This window comes from Desertivirga arenae, from assembly GCF_017355785.1.
GTDB classification, from domain to species: domain Bacteria; phylum Bacteroidota; class Bacteroidia; order Sphingobacteriales; family Sphingobacteriaceae; genus Desertivirga; species Desertivirga arenae.
In genome coordinates, this window is sequence record NZ_JAFEWE010000010.1 from 179,484 (window position 1) to 196,381 (window position 16,898).

Sequence of the window (16,898 nt, forward strand, 5' to 3'; positions counted from 1 at the left end):
CCGTTGTTGACGAAAGGCTCTCCTATTCGAACAACCAGTCGATTTCCTTTCCGTGAGCTCCTAAACCTGCGTTATAAATCTGGATCTGCTGGTTACCATTTATAAAGCCAAGAACCAGCAAAGCACCCTTGGGTAAGTTTAAGGTATGTGTACCGGGTTTAAACGAGTAGGAATGAATATTAACGTATGGCATTCCTTCAACCACTATACTATTCGAAATTTTGATTTCACCCTGGCCATAGTCATCTGCACTTGCATCTATTTCTAACTGCGGAGCTGCTGCATAGGCATTGTCTACCTTATTAAAATATCCAACCAAAAGCTTTACTGGCTTGGTGGTAGAAAACTTAAGGCTCGTGCCTTGAGATATCTGCTTGGAGTTGGATAATTTAATTCCTTTAAGTCCTGCAATCTCAACAGCCTGATCTTTAATTTTTAGTGTCGTATCAGAAAATACAGTCTGGCCTGGAGCCACGGTATAAAATCCTTCTGCACCTTCGATAATTTTAACCTCGGCATTTTTAAAAGCAGCTTTCTTAATAGCTGTACCTTTTCTGGGGCTCTTTAATGAATCAATACTATGTCTGAAATTGTCCAGCTCTTTCTGGAATACTGGAAGCATTTCATACCAATTTTTATAGGTGGCATCTACACCGCGCATGGGAATCTTGCGTTGCTGAGTCTGCATACTATTTGCGTACAAGTATGAATCCTTTGTATATTTAACTAATTCAGCGTAATGCTTTACGCTACTTTCCAAATAAGGTAGAGCCTTTTCCAGATCAGCAACATTCTCCGAATACTTATATCGCAATACAGCAACTGCTGCTTTAGCTTTTTCCGAATAAAAATTAGCCATAGCATTATAACAATACATGTCATTCTTCAAACGGTTAAATTCCTCTTTATTTTGTGCGACACCTGAAGAAGCCTTTTCTATCGCTTCTACCGCCAGGCGACCGTGCACCACTACCTCTTCAGCAATTTGAATAGGTGTTTCTCCAACGTGCTTCTCATTTTTCCATTCCTTTTCGGCATAATCAATGATCTTCTCCCCTTCTGGGGCTTCAGCATCGTATAATAGAGTAAATAAGCCGTACCGGAAAGGATTAATTAATTGAGTCATTAACATCCCAAGTGTGAGGGTTTGCCGGTTTCCATCCGTGATGCCATAGCGTCTAAGAAGCTTAGGAGATATTTCTCCAGATTGTTCATATGCTTCAAGGATCTGACGAGCCTTCTCTGTGTTGGTTCCAAAGGTATTTGCAAGACTGCCGGTCCAGTAGTTTATCTCCTCGGCTCTGTTCCTATCTGCCTTCCAGGCATATCTTGCCCAGGTTTTATACCACATCCAGTCGCGGTCAATTTGCAACTGCCTCTGACCACTTACTTTATCAGCTGTATAAGGCCAATCCCAATAAGAAGCCTGTGGATACAAATGAAGTCCGTTTCCTTCCATTATTTTGTGCATTCCCTGAACAGACCTTTGAATAAAATCAGGCGAGCTATAGCGGAAAGGCTCAAGGTTGGCAAGAATATGAACGTTTTCAATTTGCACCGTTCCTATACGGGCAAGAGTTCTGTGCAGATCGGCCCAAGCCCCTCTTGGTTCGGGAGTTGTTAAAGCTTCACCATTAAATTTGGCTTCTGTATAAAGATTTTTATATAAAGGAAGAGCGGCCTTCATCACAGATGGAGCATCCGTATCATGGGCACGCAGCACGATTGGAGGCTCTTCTGTCTTACCTAAAGCCTTTAATCCGTCTTTGACCCCTGGAATAATTGTTTTGGTAAACCATTCTGTATCATCCTTACCAACACCTTCCATAGCCTCGCCAAGGCATACCATTAGACCAACATTAGGATACTTCTCTACGAATGCAGCAATGGATTTTCGGGTGTAGTCTGACAATAAGGGAGTAATGGGACGATTCCTATCCTGGGTTTTTATATTATGCTTTTCCGCAAACGGCTTGGATACGATGATGTTATAAAACATTTGGATCACCCAGATGCCCCTTTTGTCTGCTTCCTCGGCAAGGAACTTGAACATTTCCTCGTTCTTTTTAAAGGTGGCATCGTCTACCTCTACAGCATATGGATAATCCTTTAATCTTACCAATGAAGCGAATGGGTGACCATTCCATAAATAAAGGGAATTATAACGGTTCTCCACCATCATGTCCAGGTACTTTACCCAGTGTTCTTTATCGTAAAACCATGGAAAAGTTTCAGGAGTGTAAGGATATTCGTACACCGTTCTGCCTGGTAGGTAATAGGTCTTTTGTACCCCAATACAAGTGCCTCTTAAAACCATTTCCGGCTTATCTGTGAAATTGAAAGCTGAAGGCAAATTTCCGCTAGCTTTAATACGCTCAACCAACTCCATACAACCGTACAATGCCCCTGAAGCATCTGCTCCTGCAATAACTATATTGCCGGATGCAGCAATAGAGAAACCCTCTTTGCCGGGAGTACCGAGTGAAAGCTTAGCCGCGGTGGCTGCTTTTTCAACAAGGGAACTACCTTTTAAACCAATAACAATAAGCTGACCTTTAGAAGGTTTCGATTGTTCTGAGATACTTGCATTGTACCCAATGGCTTTAAGACTTTTGCTTAGTCGCTCAGCTCCAAACCGTATCCGGTTACTGCTTTGCGGAGCAATGACGATTTTGATCTCCTTTGCTACCTTTTCCGCCTTTATTTCAGTAAGGCCGAAAAGCAAAGAAGATAGAATCGTAAATAAGAAAATAATTTTTTTCATCTACCCTTTTGTGTGTGTGTTTAATATGAGGTAATGTCACTATTGGTTAGAATAGCTTTCAAAAGTAGCTAATACAGCTACGGTGGGTTTGTAAGATTTTCTCTAGGTATTGTACGATCTTAGCGCCGTATGCAAATATAAAGTTACATAACGTATAACTTCAAATAAAGAACGGGAGGATCTCTCCCCCCGTTGAACCAATTTAATGTAACAAACTAACAAGAATTTTAATTGTAACCGGGGTTCTGCCCGAACTCTGCACCGTTAGTAAGGGCATTTAGCTCTTCCTGCCTTATCGGCCTTAACCGATGGAAGGCTGCAACATCTTTTATATCAGGATTACGGTTTTTGATAAATGTGGCAAAGTCTTCACCTTTGTTACCATATTTCACCCTTTTCAAGTCAAACCATCGCATATACTCGCCACAAAATTCTCTTGCCCTTTCTTCCAGGATAAAATCAATACCGGCAGTTTGAAGTTGGTTTCCAGTAACTTGCATTTCAGTAATCTTTCCAGGAAGAGCTGCTCTTGTTCTAAGTACATTTATTAATGAAGCAGCTTCATTGTATCTACCTAATTGAAATTCGGCTTCCGCCGCTATCATATACATTTCAGCAAAGCGCATTACGATAATATCTCTCGTACCTACACGAGAAGTCGGATTCTCCCGGAATGGGTCCATAAACTTTTTAAAGTTTACAAAATCTCGAGTTCCATCTTTAATAGTGCCATTAGAGTTGTATATACTATCCCTATCAATCACTACGTAAGGTCTTTGAGCTTCATTAGTAATACTTTTCTTAGTAATTAATAAAGCTGTATCGACACCAGAACGTATAATTGTTCCTGTCAAAGAGGAGGATTTTCCGAACTTAGTAATATTTGCTGCAGTCCAACTGAAATTAGTAGGAACATTGCTACTGTTTACGGTATTTGCTATCCATACTTCCTGAAAAGATGCAGCATATCGAGCGTCGATCGACTCATTAAAGTAATCAAGCAGCGTTCTGGTTGGCATCAACCTCCTTTCGCTATCAAAACCGTAAATTAAGCTGTATTGCAAACCTGGCTTAAATTCGCCAGTATAGGGAGCTTGGAAAGTCATGAAGACCCGATTTGGTGTAGCTTCAATGTTCAAACCTATGTTAGAGGAAATACTTACAGTGTACATGGCCTCCTTATTACCATTTGTACCCGATTTATTGTTTGCCGGATTCCAGAGTTCTGCAGGAGAAGCCCAAAGGTCTACACCAAAATCTGCCTTTTTGTTGATTACTTCCTGAGCAACATCTCTTGCTCTCGTAAAATAAGTATCTGCCTCTGTTCTATTTCCTGCTTCTAAGGAATAATAAGCCCTAGACAACAATGCACGCGAAAGAAATCCGTAGGCTGACTTTTTACTCGCTCTACTATATTCGGCGCCCCACTCCCTCTGCTGAGGAAGGTTTATAGTTGCAAACTCAAGATCAGAAATAATAAGTTTATAGAAGTCATCAATTGAGCTTCGGGTAGCAGTTAACTCGGGTTCCTTCGTTTCTGTGGTACGTAACATTACACCTCCCCAAGATTCTACAATATGCCAGTAATAGAATGCCCTTAGGAACCGTAACTCCGCCTCGCGTTTGTTCTTTTCAGTCTCGTTAGTAAAACCTGCTTCATTTATTCTGGAAATACCAGCGTTACAAAGGTTTATACCCTTCCAAAGATTAGTCCATGTCGCTCTATTTGGATTACCCGCCAAAGGAGTTAAGCCAACGTAACGGGTTAGTTGCTGGGCATAGGTATTTTTCTCCCTATTAAACCAAAGATCGGTTCCCGACTCTCCCATAAAAATGCCGTCTTCTTTTCCGTACCAGTTTCTCTGGTCGGAATATGCCGCATTGACTAGAGTGACAAAGCCTTGAGGGGTATTCCAAACGGCATCTGCCGTAGCGCCAGAAGGATTATATTCATCTAAATCTTTACATGATGTAAAACCTGCGGCTAAAATAAAACCTACACAGCCTATATATATATACTTAAGTCTTTTCATAATTTTAATTCCAATCGTTTAACACTATAGATCAAAATTTAACCCCAGGACAAACTGTCTGCTTAAAGGATTAGATTCGGAACCTCCTCCTTCTGGATCATAATTTTTCAGTAAGTGACTTCTATTTATTGTAAATAAGTTTGAACCAGTTGCATAAACTCTGACCCGTCCAGCTTTGATTCGTTCAGTTACTCTTCGAGGAAGTGTATACCCTAAGGTTAGATTTCTTAGCTTTACATACGAACCGTCCACGTAGGTTAATGTCTGGTAACCAGCGTAGGAATTCAAGGTCCTCCCCCAGAAAGCGGCAGGAAAATCATTTGTTGGATTTTCTGGTGTCCAATAGTTGATTGACGCAGGACTATTTCCTGTTCCAGAAGGATTATACCGACCCAAAAATTCGGCATCAATTGTTTGTCCAACTCTTGCTACAAAATAAAGATTCAGATCAAAGCTTTTATAAGTGAAGTTATTTTGGAAACCTCCAACCCATTTAGGAACTGTAGATCCCACGAAGGTTTGATCTTTTGAATCAATAATATTGTCGCCGTTAAGGTCGGCAACCTTAATATCTCCAGGCTTAAATGTAGTTGTACCTGTACGGTATTTCGCAGCTTCCTCGGCTTCATTTGTCTGCCAGATCCCAAGCTTTTTATACGTGTAGAACGAACTTATAGGACGGCCTAAAAGCCATGAATTTTCTTCTGTGTTTTGGCTTGCGTAGATATCGGTGCCTGTGAGTAATTCCGTAATCTTCTCTTTATTTCTATAGAAATTTAAAGTAGAGTTCCATCTAAAATCCTTTTTTGAAATATTGGTAGTATTCAAAGCGATTTCTATACCACGGTTGCTGGTTTCACCAATATTTTGAAACACCCGGGTAGCCCCTGAAGACCATGGTAGATCTCTCGGTAACAAAATATCCGAAGTAATAGTGTTATAAAAATCTACTGTTCCGGTGATACGGCCTTTAAGTAGACCCAAATCAAGACCGATATTTGTTGAGGCTGATTTCTCCCAACCAACGTTTGGATTTGCTACTGTACCTTCAAACATATAAGCTGGTGCAGGAACCTCTCCAAACCCTAGTTGATTATAAGCGGTAAGATTACTTTGGGTACCATACACATCAAGATTATAATTACCTGACACACCATAACTGGCTCGAAGTTTCAGGTTAGATACAACCGGTCTGATCTTTTCAAAAAAGTCTTCATCACTAACATTCCAGCCGAGTGCTGCAGATGGAAAGAAGTCCCATTTGTTTCCCGTCGATAACCTGGAAGCACCATCAAAGCGCCCGGAAACAGTCAAAAGATACTTACCCTTATACGAATAATTACCACGCGCCGCATATGCCATATTATTCCATCCCTGGTAAGGACTTAAAATATTTCGGCCTTGTGTGCTTGTGCCTCCTAAATTGTAATAGAGTTGAGACGCCAACAATTGACCTATCCCTTCGGAAAACGTTTCATCTGCATCACTTTGCAGATAACTTGTTATTCCGGTTAAAGTGAAGGAGTGATCCTTTAAGGTTTTGCTATAGCTTAAAATATTATCCCAGTTTAAAAATCTGTTATAATTGTTTCTCACCGAAGCTTGAGATGAACCTTGTGTATATCGTTGGATAGAGAACCTATCATTATAAATACCAGTCCTTCTAAAGGTAAAGTTAGTTCCAAGATTAGATCTGAAGGTAAGTCCTTTTATGGGAGCCAACTCAAGATATCCATTGGCAATGATGTTTGTATTTAGAGCGGTATTCTTTGCTATATTTTCACTTGCTTCGTCAGCCAGAGGACTAATATTAGCAGAAGTCAAACCAGGGCCCATCAAAGGGAATGGATCAACTTGCCCTGATTCGTCATAAGCTGTACCCATTGGAGCAACCACCATTGTTTGGGATAATGGATCTCTTCTTAAATCTTGACGGGAGTAGGTAATTTGAGTTTGAACACCTGTTTTCGCCCACTTATTAATATTTTGATCAAGGTTAAAACGTCCATTATAACGGTTATAATCGCTATTTCTTAGCATACCCTTTTCCTGGAAATACCCTATTGATCCAACTATTTTAGTCTTTTCTGAACCTCCGTTTACTGTTATAGAGTGATTCTGCTGCATTCCATTTTTTAACAGAAGGTCTTGCCAGTCTATCCATTCACCATTTTGAAGCGCGTTGAATTCGCCATTTTCAGTGAACACTTTGCTATCATCAGCAGGGCTATTCCAGATTTTTGCATTCTTACCAGCATCTCTTCTTAACTGAAGATATGAATCACCTGTTCTTATTTCAGGGAAGATATAGTTACTAGCCCCGTAAAATGCATTATATGATACTTTTGTCTTTCCCGCAGTACCTTTCTTTGTTGTTACAATTACTACCCCATTGGCTCCTTGCGCTCCATAGATAGCAGTAGAGGAAGCATCTTTTAAAACCTCAATTGACTCCACATCATTTGGGTTAATTGCTGAGATATCACCTCCCTGGAACCCATCGATGATATAAAGAGGCCCGTTCCTATCTGCAAGTTTATCTCTGGCGGCGATTGATTTTGTTCCCCTGATCAAAACCGTTGATCCACTTCCTGGTACACCAGAAGTTCTTGTGATATCCGCTCCTGGAATCCTTCCCTGAATAGCGTCAATCACATTACCTGTAGGAACACGGGTAATATCCTCCGATTTGACTGAAGATACAGACCCAGTTAAATCTCTCTTTTTAACAGTTCCATACCCGATAACGACAACTTCATTCAGAGTTTCAGCATCCGCCGCTAGTTTAATTGTAACTGAAGATTGTCCTGAGTTAACATTGTATTCCTGAGACTTAAATCCGATATATTTAACAATAAGGATCACCGGCTGATCCCCTGCTACCCTGATCGTAAATTTACCGTTAACATCTGTTGAAGCTGCTCTGGTGGTTCCTTTGATCCCAACACTTGCTCCAATTAAAGGCTCTCCTTTTTCGTCGGTAACGATTCCGGAAATAGTGTAGTCTTTAGTTGCACTCTGATCTGTAACTGATTTAATTACAATCATATTCTCAACTAATTCAAATGTAAGTGGCTGATTTTGAAGCAACTGCTTCATTACATTTTCAACTGAACCGTTTTCTGCAAAGACACTTACTTTGCGATTCAAGTCAATTTGGTCGAGCCGGTAGAAAACTGTAAACGAACTTGTTTTTTCAATTTTCTTTAATACCTCCCTAACCGTTGTGTTCCTTTCGTTTATATTAAACGTGCTCTGCGAATAAACCGCAGCGTGTATTTGCATCATTCCCGCAAATACCAAGATGGTGGTTAGTTTCATTGTTCTCAAGATTTTTCGCCTCAATGGATTGGCGAATAGAGAATTTCTAGACAAAAAAATCATAAATTTGGTCAATAACTAGTTAATACCGTGCTTCCCCAAGCCTTGGGTATTATCTAAAATTCAACAATGACCGGGGTGTTGCAGCACTCCGGTTTTTTTCTTGAAAGCCTAACTTGCCTTTTTTGGGTTCTAAAGTCCCGCAGTTACTTTCAAACCCTTTAGGAACTTTCGTTCGCATGGGTTTTTCTAAATCTCGATTTGGTTAAGTACTTCTTTATTTTATGTAACGCCCATTATTTGTTTAATTGGTTCTTAGTTTTCTGATATAGTAATTTGCTGGTTTTGAACAGTATATTTTATTGGTGTAGTTTCTTTTATAACCTGGAGCACTTTAGATATATTATCCAAATTCTTGAACGCTCCAGTGTACTTGTAATTTTTCAAGCCCTCACTTTCAAACTGAATTGTTACATTGTATCTTCTCTCCAGAATTCTTGCTATATCTTCAAATGAATCCTCCTGAAAAATAAGGAGATCGCTTCTCCAACCATTAAATTCATTCATCGCTCCAGGTTCTATTTGCTCAACTTTAACCGGCTCTACCTCATCATTTACAGAAGCGACTTCGTGCGTCCCGCTATTTGTAGCTACCTTAGTAATTTTAAGAAGTTGATGTGCATCGAGAAAGACCTTACTATTCTGAGAAGAGTTTTCTGTTATCGGCCCTTCCACTGAAACCTTTCCCTCGACAACCGCTGTTTCAAAGATCTCTTCATCAGGATATGCTTTAACATTAAATACCGTACCTACATCACGAATCGTAAACTTGTCCGTCTTGACGAGAAACGGCAAATTTGCATCAGACTTAGCTATGTCAAAATAAGCCTCTCCAACCAGATAAACAGTTCGATTGTCCTTCCCGAAATCTTCTGAGTACTTGAGTTCTGTTCCTGCGTTTAACCATACCAGGGTTCCATCAGGTAGCTTTAGTTTCCTAGGTGTTCCTTTGGGTACTTTTACTACTTTAAATGACACTTCTGGTGGATTAGAAAAGACCTTATAAAACGCCCCTATAGAAAGAGGAAGTAAAATAATAGCAGCGGCAACCCTTAAAGCTTTATAAAGCCTTTTGATTAGAGTTCTCCTGGCTATATTCTTTTCTGCGAAAGAGGCATAAGCTGCATCAACGTCAATAGAGCCTTGGGCTTCAAGACTTTGATGCCAGGCTTCGTATAATTGGAAGTAAAGCTCCTGATTTTCAGACGAGCTTTTAATCCACTCCCTGACCTCGGCTGATTCAGTTTCATCAGCCTGTCCGGTAATGTATTTTACAAGCGTTGTTTTAATATCCTCATTCATAGAACGGACATAAGACAACTCAGAGGACAAATACCCCCAAAAGAATTTTTAAAAATGTGTATTTAGTAGAACAGAAGCTAAAACGAGCAGGTGTTTCAAGCCCTGACGAAGTCGATCAAGCGCAATCGTCATGTGGCGTTCAACAGTTTTTTGTGAGATCTGGAGACTCTCTGCAATCTCTTTGTTCTTCATATTTTTGAAGCGGCTTAACTTGAAGATATCCCGACACTTCTCAGGAAGTTCTTCAATAGCCTTGTGGATCTGTTCTTTCAATTCCCTCTCCTGGGCAGGATTACGGTGAAGGGCGGGAATCTCGGAAAGCATATTATGCCTGGCGAGATAATTTACGTACTCGCTTTCAATCTTTTTATGTTTCAGATAATTCAGGCAACGGTTCTGTACTGTTCTGTACAGGTAGGCATTAACGGACGTTTTTATGCTTAAGCTATTCCTTTCCTCCCATAAACGGGTAAATACTTCCGAGACCATTTCTCTGGAAACATCTTCATCATTTACAAACCGGTTGGCAAAGAATATCAGCCTGGCATAATAGGTTTTGAACAAAGCTTCGAATGCCTTTTCGTCACTGGGTATAGTGTGCCCATCCCACCCTACATTATTACCAAATGTATAATCAAACGCACTAATCGACATTTTCCTGGTTCAGTTAATAATTGATCTGGTATTTCCGGCCACCCAGCCATGAACTTTGCAACTACAAATGAAAGAGAATTGTTTCAAATAAACAACTCCCTTTCATAATTCACTCTACAACTCCACCATAGCTTTAATCACACCGGTAGCAGGGTTCAACCAGCTTTCAAATTCAGCTTTTACCTCGTCAAACTGCACTCGATGAGTAATATATGTTTTAGGATCTACCAATCCCATCTTCATAGAGGCAATTACGTGCTCGAAATCTTCGCGCGTAGCATTACGGCTACTCATTAAGGTTCCCTCACGTTTGTGAAATTCAGGATGACTGAAAGAGATCTCCCCTTTTTGTAATCCGATCAGAACGAACCGGGCGCCATGAGCCATATATTGGAAGGCGTTATTTATTGCCCTCTGGTTTCCGGTAGCATCAATAACTACAGTAGGCATATCACCATTAGTGATCTGTTTCAATTGCTCAGTAATATCAGGATCAAGAGCGTTAACAACATGGTCTACTTTAAGTCTGTCTTTACAAAACTGTAAGCGGTCATTATTAATATCAAGGGCAATTACTTTTCCGCCGGCAATTCTCGCAAATTCCATTGTTCCCAAACCAATGGGACCAGCACCTATTACCAGAACAAATTCTCCTGGCTTAACGTCTGCTCTGCGCACTCCATGAGCTCCGATCGCCAAGGGCTCTACCAACGCAAGTTCATCAAAACTTAAACCTTCACCATGCAACAAGGAAGCAGACGGCACCGACAAATATTCAGCCATTCCACCATCCACATGTACTCCACAAACATTGATGCTGGTACAGCAATTTGGTTTTCCACTCCTGCAGGCAACACAGGTACCGCAGTTGAAATAAGGAATGAAGCTTACTTTTTCACCTGGAGAAAATCCTTCTGCACCGTTCGCTTCAACCAATTCACCAGCCAACTCATGACCAAGTATTCTTGGGTAGCTAAAGAATGGTTGTGTTCCTTCAAATGCATGAAGGTCTGTTCCGCAAATGCCTATACGTTTAATTTTAATTATCGCTCTCCCTTCAACCGATTCCGGTTTTTCTTTTTCTGAATAATCAAACTGACCGGGAGTTGTACACACTAATGCTTTCATACTATTAGAAATGAGACTAAAATTTTTGATATGAGATTTAAATATCCGACCTGTTAACCTTGATGCTCCAGGCCTTATACCTTCGTTTTTATACTTTATAAAATTTCACGGCATTGTTTCCGAAGAAATTATCCTGTTCACCCTGACTGAACGTGCTGAAATAATCCTCTACTAAACGAAAGACACCAGCATAACTTTCCGCCACCAGGCAAACTGGCCAGTCAGACCCGAACATTATTCTGTCTGTACCGAATGACTCAACCACCGCATCAATATAAGGCTTGAAGTCAACAGGAGCATGCTTCTTCCAATCTGCCTCTGTTACCATTCCCGAAATCTTACATGATACATTTTCAAATTGAGCAAGAGCTTTAAGATCCCTCTTCCATTCATCTATTTTATTATCCCTGATATATGGCTTTGCAATGTGATCCACCACAAATGGCTGGTCAGGGAAAGCGGCCACGAGCTCTTTCGAATAAGTTAATTGGTCTGGAAAAATCAGGATATCATAAGTGAAATTATACTTATGGAGCAATCCAATACCATTCTTAAAGGCTGATCGGAGCATGAAATCCCGTTGAGGTTCTCCCTGTAATACATGCCGGAATCCCTTTAACTTCGGAAATTGGGAATAATATTCCAATCTTTCCTGAATATCCTCCGCCTGCAGATCGACCCATCCCACAACACCTTTAATGAAGTCATACTGCTCTGCGTTATTCAATTGAAAAGAGTTTTCGACTTCCGACTGGTCTGACTGTACAGCGATGCATCCGTCGAGACCGTTCTCCTGAAGTAGTGGTAAGAGATCCGGTGGTAGAAAATCTCTCTGGATAGTTTTCATTTCGTCATTTATCCAGCTATCTCTGATAGGATCGAACTTCCAGAAATGCTGATGAGAATCTATTTTCATATTACAGGTATCTATATTCTTTTGAGATCAAGCCTTCGTTTTTCATTGCCGTCCAAAAATCAGCAGGAACCTCCTGATATGCAAGCTGGACATTCTCTTCTACCCGCTTTGGATTGGTAGTATTTAAGGCGATACTAACTACACCCGGGGCACTAAGCGCAAATTGCACACAAGCAGCAGCAGGTTTAATTTTGAATTGTTCACATAGCCTGAAAAAATCCTCGCGCCACTTAAAGATCGCACTATTTTCTTCGCTGTCGGGTTTTATTAACTTGTAATCATAGTACTCCCCGCCTGTAAGAAAACCAGCATGAAATACCGCTGAATTAATAATCTGTACGCCTTTGGCCTTCAAAGTTTCCATAAATTGGAGCAGGTCTGAAGGGTGTTTTCTGATTGTCATGCTGTTAGCGAACATCACCCAATCCAGATCAATATCATCAGCAATTCGTTGTATAATTGTCCAGGTTTTAGCCCCCACTCCTATTAAAACTCCGTGCGTTTCTCTAAGTGTTGCCAAGGCTTTATAAGCTTCCAGGACATCAGTATACAGTTCTTCTGCCTCTTCTGCAGATTTAGCTGTTGCTAAATATTCATCAGGATCGTGAATAGATATAAATTGTGGCGCGTATTTGCCCAGCAATTTATTCCCTTGTTGAAAGCATTCCAGAATCCCCTCATAACTGATCCTTTGCACGGCATCGAACTTTAGATCTCTCCAAACTCCAGGCTCAAAAGTTGGCTCCTCTGTAGTTAGTTCAGTACGGTACCAACCTAGTTTATTACTGATCACCACAGATGACGGATCAACCTGTAGTCTATCTAAACATTCAGCAAGCGATTCAAGCGCAAGTCCAGCTCCGTATTTACCGGCAGAATCGAAAACAACTGGTGTGGGCGAATATTTCACACAGTTAGATACGATTTCTTCTTTAATTTCAATAGGTAGAGCTGTGTAGAGATTACCCAGAGCGCTGGTTCCAAAAATAACTTTAGGCAGTTTAATATTTTGCTTAGCTGTTGCTTGTGACATATGTTCTTATTGAGCAGTGGAAAAATTAATATTCTTAGCGGGTAGATTTTTTAGAGCAAATAGGATCATTATGATAACGATTGCAAAAAGTAAAAGGCTATAATCCCCTGTAGCTGCAGCCGGATAAAAGAGGAAAGCTCCGGCAGCAAACAACAAGAGACCTAATATCATCCACTGCTTGTAGTTATATTTGTGCATAAATCTACTGGCAGGAACGGCAAGAAGGAAATAACCTAAACAAATTGCACATTCAATTGATGCAAACGAATTGTCTGTTAATTGGCAAGTCTCCTTTGAATAATATAGGATAGCAGGATTAAGACTTGATGTAAAACACCAGAGAAAAAACAAAGAAGTAATAAGAGCCAATGCTAACTGCTGTTTATTTTGTTCCATCACAAAGTTCGTTTACAACTGGTTGCGACTGCAAATGTAAAGCTTGGAAATCGATTTCCAAAGGAATTAAAAGAGCTTTTCCTTAGTTTAACTTTTCTTCATATCCTTATTACAAAATCGATTTCCATTTTTATATGAAATTTACTTTATCCAGAAATCTTATACTTTTGCCCCAAGCGCATGATTAATAAAAGAATAACTATTTACGATCTTTCAAAAGAACTGGGAATCTCTGTTTCGTATATATCGAAAGCACTGAATAACCAGCCAGGAGTGAGCGAGCGGGTAAGGGCTTTAGTGCTGCAAAAGGCAGAGGAATTGAATTATAAGCATAATACTCATGCCGCTAACCTTCGTCGCGGGTCCTCCCGCACATTGGGTGTAATTGTACCCCATATAAATCAAGGGTTTTTCTCAGATACTATTTCTGGGATTGAAAGAGCTTGTGCGGAGAATAATCATAGTCTGATCATTTGTCAATCTCATGATAACTTTAGTAAAGAAAAAACTGCCATTGAAACACTCATTCATCAGAATGTTGATTGTATCCTACTTTCAGCATCTATTGAAACTTCAAATGCTGTTTCATTAGAACAAATTCTGAAACATAATATTCATTTGATCCAGTTTGACAGATGCATAGAGATGATCGATAGCCACAAGGTAGAGAACGACAACCAGGAAGCGGCATACAAGGCAGTGAAAAGTTTGATTGAAGAAGGATACAAGAAAATTGCATTTATTGGTGGCCCATCTCATCTTAACATATATAGACAACGTAAAGAAGGATTTCTTAAAGCGATTAAGGAAGCGAGTCTTCCTATCCCATATAATTTTATAGTTGAAGAAACACTTGAAAAGCAATTGGCCTTTGAAATAGCGACAGAGTTACTTTCTCTGAATGATGCCCCAGATGCCTTTTTCACCATATCAGACATTCAAGCATTAGGGGTAAAACAAGCGATTGAAAAAGCAGGATTACGTGTTTCTAATGATATAGGCCTTTTTGGTTTTGCGAATGAACCTTTTACTGAACTTATTGAGCCCCCAATTTCGTCTATAGATCAAAAGGGTGAAGAATTGGGGTATCAGGCAGCCAAGGTATATTTTGATGAGCTATTGAAGAAAACGGACAAGAAAGAACAGTCAAAGAAAATAATAGCGTGTGAGTTAAAAATCAGAAAGAGCTCGAAACGTGATTAGAAAAAACCCAACTGTCCATTTTACCGGAAAGGGGGTTTAAGACGCTCTGATCAAGGGAACAACTTTGGCTAATAAAAATTCATTCACGATACCAAATAGATTCTCGATCTCAAATGGCTTCTCTATAATGGCATCAGCCTGATAACTATTAACAGCCAGGTTAATTGAGGGATCTGCTGAAATGATAATGATGGGAATATGGCTTGTATAAATATTATTTTTAAGTCGTTTACAGATCTCAAGTCCGTTATCCTTACCGAGGTTAATATCAAGAATTAAAAGGTCCGGTTTAAACTCCACAATATACTTGATTATCTTACTGCGAGATGGTATTCCTTTAACTTCATATCCTTCAGACTTAAGAATAAAAGAAATACAATCTAAAATATCCTGATCATCATCAACTGCAAGTATTCTTTTAGGCATAGTGTAAAACAATTAGGCTCTGATATAAATGGTTAGGCTGTTGCTATAATTAAAGTAGGCAATGCAGCTCTAATATACCATTAAAAATCAATCAATTTATGGTTTAAATTAGAATGTTCAAAAATTGTAACTTAAAAAATAAATCTTAGAGCTTCCTAATACTCGAAAGGATAAGTCTCTGGAATTTTGTGCCCATCTATACGTATATGCAAGGGATTCAACGCCTTGGTCTCGTCGATGTAGATAAATGCATCGTAACGTCTGTTTAAAATAGTTGGTACGTAATTACCATAACGTTCATGATCAGGATTATAAACAACCCCAATAGCCCTATGTGCTACCATTTTACTAAACAGTTCATTTCTGTTATTCTTATCAAATATTAAAAGCTGGTTTTCTAGAAACTCTCGATGAAGCAGATCTTCAATACTACCAGGTCTTGCATCGGGAACTATCATTTTTCGCATCGGAGCTCCCCAACTGTCACCAGCGATAACAGTTCCATGATATGATCCAAACCCAACAAGAACAGTGTCATCTTCGCCCTTCTGTTCTCTTAATAGTTGTCCCACATTGATGTCTCCAGTTTGCACCATATCTGTATAGCGGGCGTCTCCGATATGGGTATTATGCTCCCAAACTATAGCTTTCGCTCCAGTGCCATGGAATTGGATAAGCCTGTTTAGGGTTTCCACCATATGGGTGTCCCTTAAGTTCCATGTATTAACATCAAACCCTGTCATATTTCGATAATACATTTCAGCGTTTACTGCCACTTCAGCATTCTGCCGCGCATTTAATGCAGCCTCGGGATCCTGGCTATAGTTCGAAGCCTTTCTTCTAACCTCTGAAAGCAGATTTATCACGTGCTCCTGGCAACTATCATCCATAAACTTTTGTGCCCGGGCATAGCGATGCTCATCTTCCTGATAAGGTTCAAAACAACGAATTGCATCCGCTGCATATTCTGCCGCCTTAGGATCGTTCAGTGAAAGATAATCCATTAAAACATCCATCGACTCCCATAAACTGTAAACATCCAGCCCATAAAAGCCTACCTTCTTATCGACAGGTTGACTTAGGTTATACTCCTTCAACCAATTGATTAGAGAAACTATTTCCCAATTAGCCCACATCCATGTTGGCCACCGATCAAATTCTTCTAAAAGTTCATGGGCTGTTTTATCCTGGTGTTCGTAGCCTTTTACATAACGGTTAAGCTTATAACAGTCGGGCCAGTCGCCTTCTACCGCGATAAAATTGAAACCTTTTTCTTTGATTAGTCTTTTGCTGATCGCGGTCCTCCAGGTATAGTATTCATGCGTTCCATGCGTCGCCTCGCCAAGTAGGACATAATGTGCTTCGCCAACCCTTTCTAATAAGGGACCAAGATCTTTTGAACTTTCAAGCTTAAAAGTATTTTTCCTGTCTAGCTTTAGCGCTCGGGAACTTGCATAAGATTTAGCCGCCATTTTCCTATCCTCTTAATTATCTACCTATTAAAAACTTGTCGTTTTGACCAATTCAGGGCACTCTAAATTTAACCTCTTATTACTCTGTTTGTTTATGTTTTATAGTGATTAAGAAAGAGCTATTGGAAAAGGAAACGGCAGCAAAGAGTTGTAAAGGCCTGGAAAAAGTTCAAGGCCTTTAATTTATGTA

General features: G+C 39.9%; 12 protein-coding genes. 1 reads left to right on the plus strand and 11 read right to left on the minus strand.

Annotated features, from left to right (window positions below):
- Positions 1 to 22: 22 nt before the first annotated feature.
- From J4N24_RS18640 to J4N24_RS18680, 9 genes are all read right to left on the minus strand, one after another.
- Positions 23 to 2,764, minus strand: a complete 2,742-nt coding sequence (locus J4N24_RS18640) for an alpha-d-galacturonidase (protein WP_207535228.1) — start codon at positions 2,762 to 2,764, stop codon at positions 23 to 25.
- 227 nt (positions 2,765 to 2,991) lie between these two features.
- Entirely contained in the window at positions 2,992 to 4,797 is a 1,806-nt protein-coding gene (locus tag J4N24_RS18645; RefSeq protein WP_207535229.1) for a RagB/SusD family nutrient uptake outer membrane protein, read from the minus strand.
- 24 nt (positions 4,798 to 4,821) lie between these two features.
- On the minus strand, positions 4,822 to 8,118 hold the full coding sequence (locus tag J4N24_RS18650) for a TonB-dependent receptor (protein WP_207535230.1): 3,297 nt from the start codon (positions 8,116 to 8,118) through the stop codon (positions 4,822 to 4,824).
- A 315-nt stretch (positions 8,119 to 8,433) separates the two neighbouring features.
- A complete protein-coding gene (locus tag J4N24_RS18655) occupies positions 8,434 to 9,480 on the minus strand; it encodes a FecR family protein (RefSeq protein ID WP_207535231.1) in 1,047 nt (348 codons plus the stop codon).
- A gap of 48 nt (positions 9,481 to 9,528) precedes the next feature.
- Positions 9,529 to 10,134: an RNA polymerase sigma-70 factor gene (locus J4N24_RS18660; protein ID WP_207535232.1), complete on the minus strand. Its 606-nt coding sequence runs from the start codon at positions 10,132 to 10,134 to the stop codon at positions 9,529 to 9,531.
- A gap of 114 nt (positions 10,135 to 10,248) precedes the next feature.
- Positions 10,249 to 11,262 (minus strand): zinc-binding alcohol dehydrogenase family protein, encoded by a 1,014-nt coding sequence (locus J4N24_RS18665; protein ID WP_207535233.1) that lies wholly within the window; start codon positions 11,260 to 11,262, stop codon positions 10,249 to 10,251.
- Positions 11,263 to 11,350: 88 nt separating this feature from the next.
- A complete protein-coding gene (locus tag J4N24_RS18670) occupies positions 11,351 to 12,178 on the minus strand; it encodes an amidohydrolase family protein (protein ID WP_207535234.1) in 828 nt (275 codons plus the stop codon).
- Between the two features lies 1 nt (position 12,179).
- The gene (locus J4N24_RS18675) at positions 12,180 to 13,211 is read right to left on the minus strand and encodes an aldo/keto reductase (RefSeq protein WP_207535235.1); all 1,032 of its coding nucleotides are present in this window, start codon (positions 13,209 to 13,211) and stop codon (positions 12,180 to 12,182) included.
- 6 nt (positions 13,212 to 13,217) lie between these two features.
- Positions 13,218 to 13,607, minus strand: coding sequence for an MFS transporter (locus J4N24_RS18680; protein WP_207535236.1), 390 nt, complete (start codon positions 13,605 to 13,607; stop codon positions 13,218 to 13,220).
- A gap of 180 nt (positions 13,608 to 13,787) precedes the next feature.
- Here J4N24_RS18680 and J4N24_RS18685 point away from each other — a divergent pair, with 180 nt between their 5' ends.
- Positions 13,788 to 14,810, plus strand: coding sequence for a LacI family DNA-binding transcriptional regulator (locus J4N24_RS18685; RefSeq protein WP_207535237.1), 1,023 nt, complete (start codon positions 13,788 to 13,790; stop codon positions 14,808 to 14,810).
- Positions 14,811 to 14,846: 36 nt separating this feature from the next.
- Here J4N24_RS18685 and J4N24_RS18690 read toward each other — a convergent pair whose 3' ends face one another.
- Both J4N24_RS18690 and J4N24_RS18695 read right to left on the minus strand, forming a co-directional pair.
- Entirely contained in the window at positions 14,847 to 15,236 is a 390-nt protein-coding gene (locus J4N24_RS18690) for a response regulator (protein ID WP_207535238.1), read from the minus strand.
- 155 nt (positions 15,237 to 15,391) lie between these two features.
- On the minus strand, positions 15,392 to 16,708 hold the full coding sequence (locus J4N24_RS18695) for an erythromycin esterase family protein (protein ID WP_207535239.1): 1,317 nt from the start codon (positions 16,706 to 16,708) through the stop codon (positions 15,392 to 15,394).
- Positions 16,709 to 16,898 lie beyond the last annotated feature (190 nt).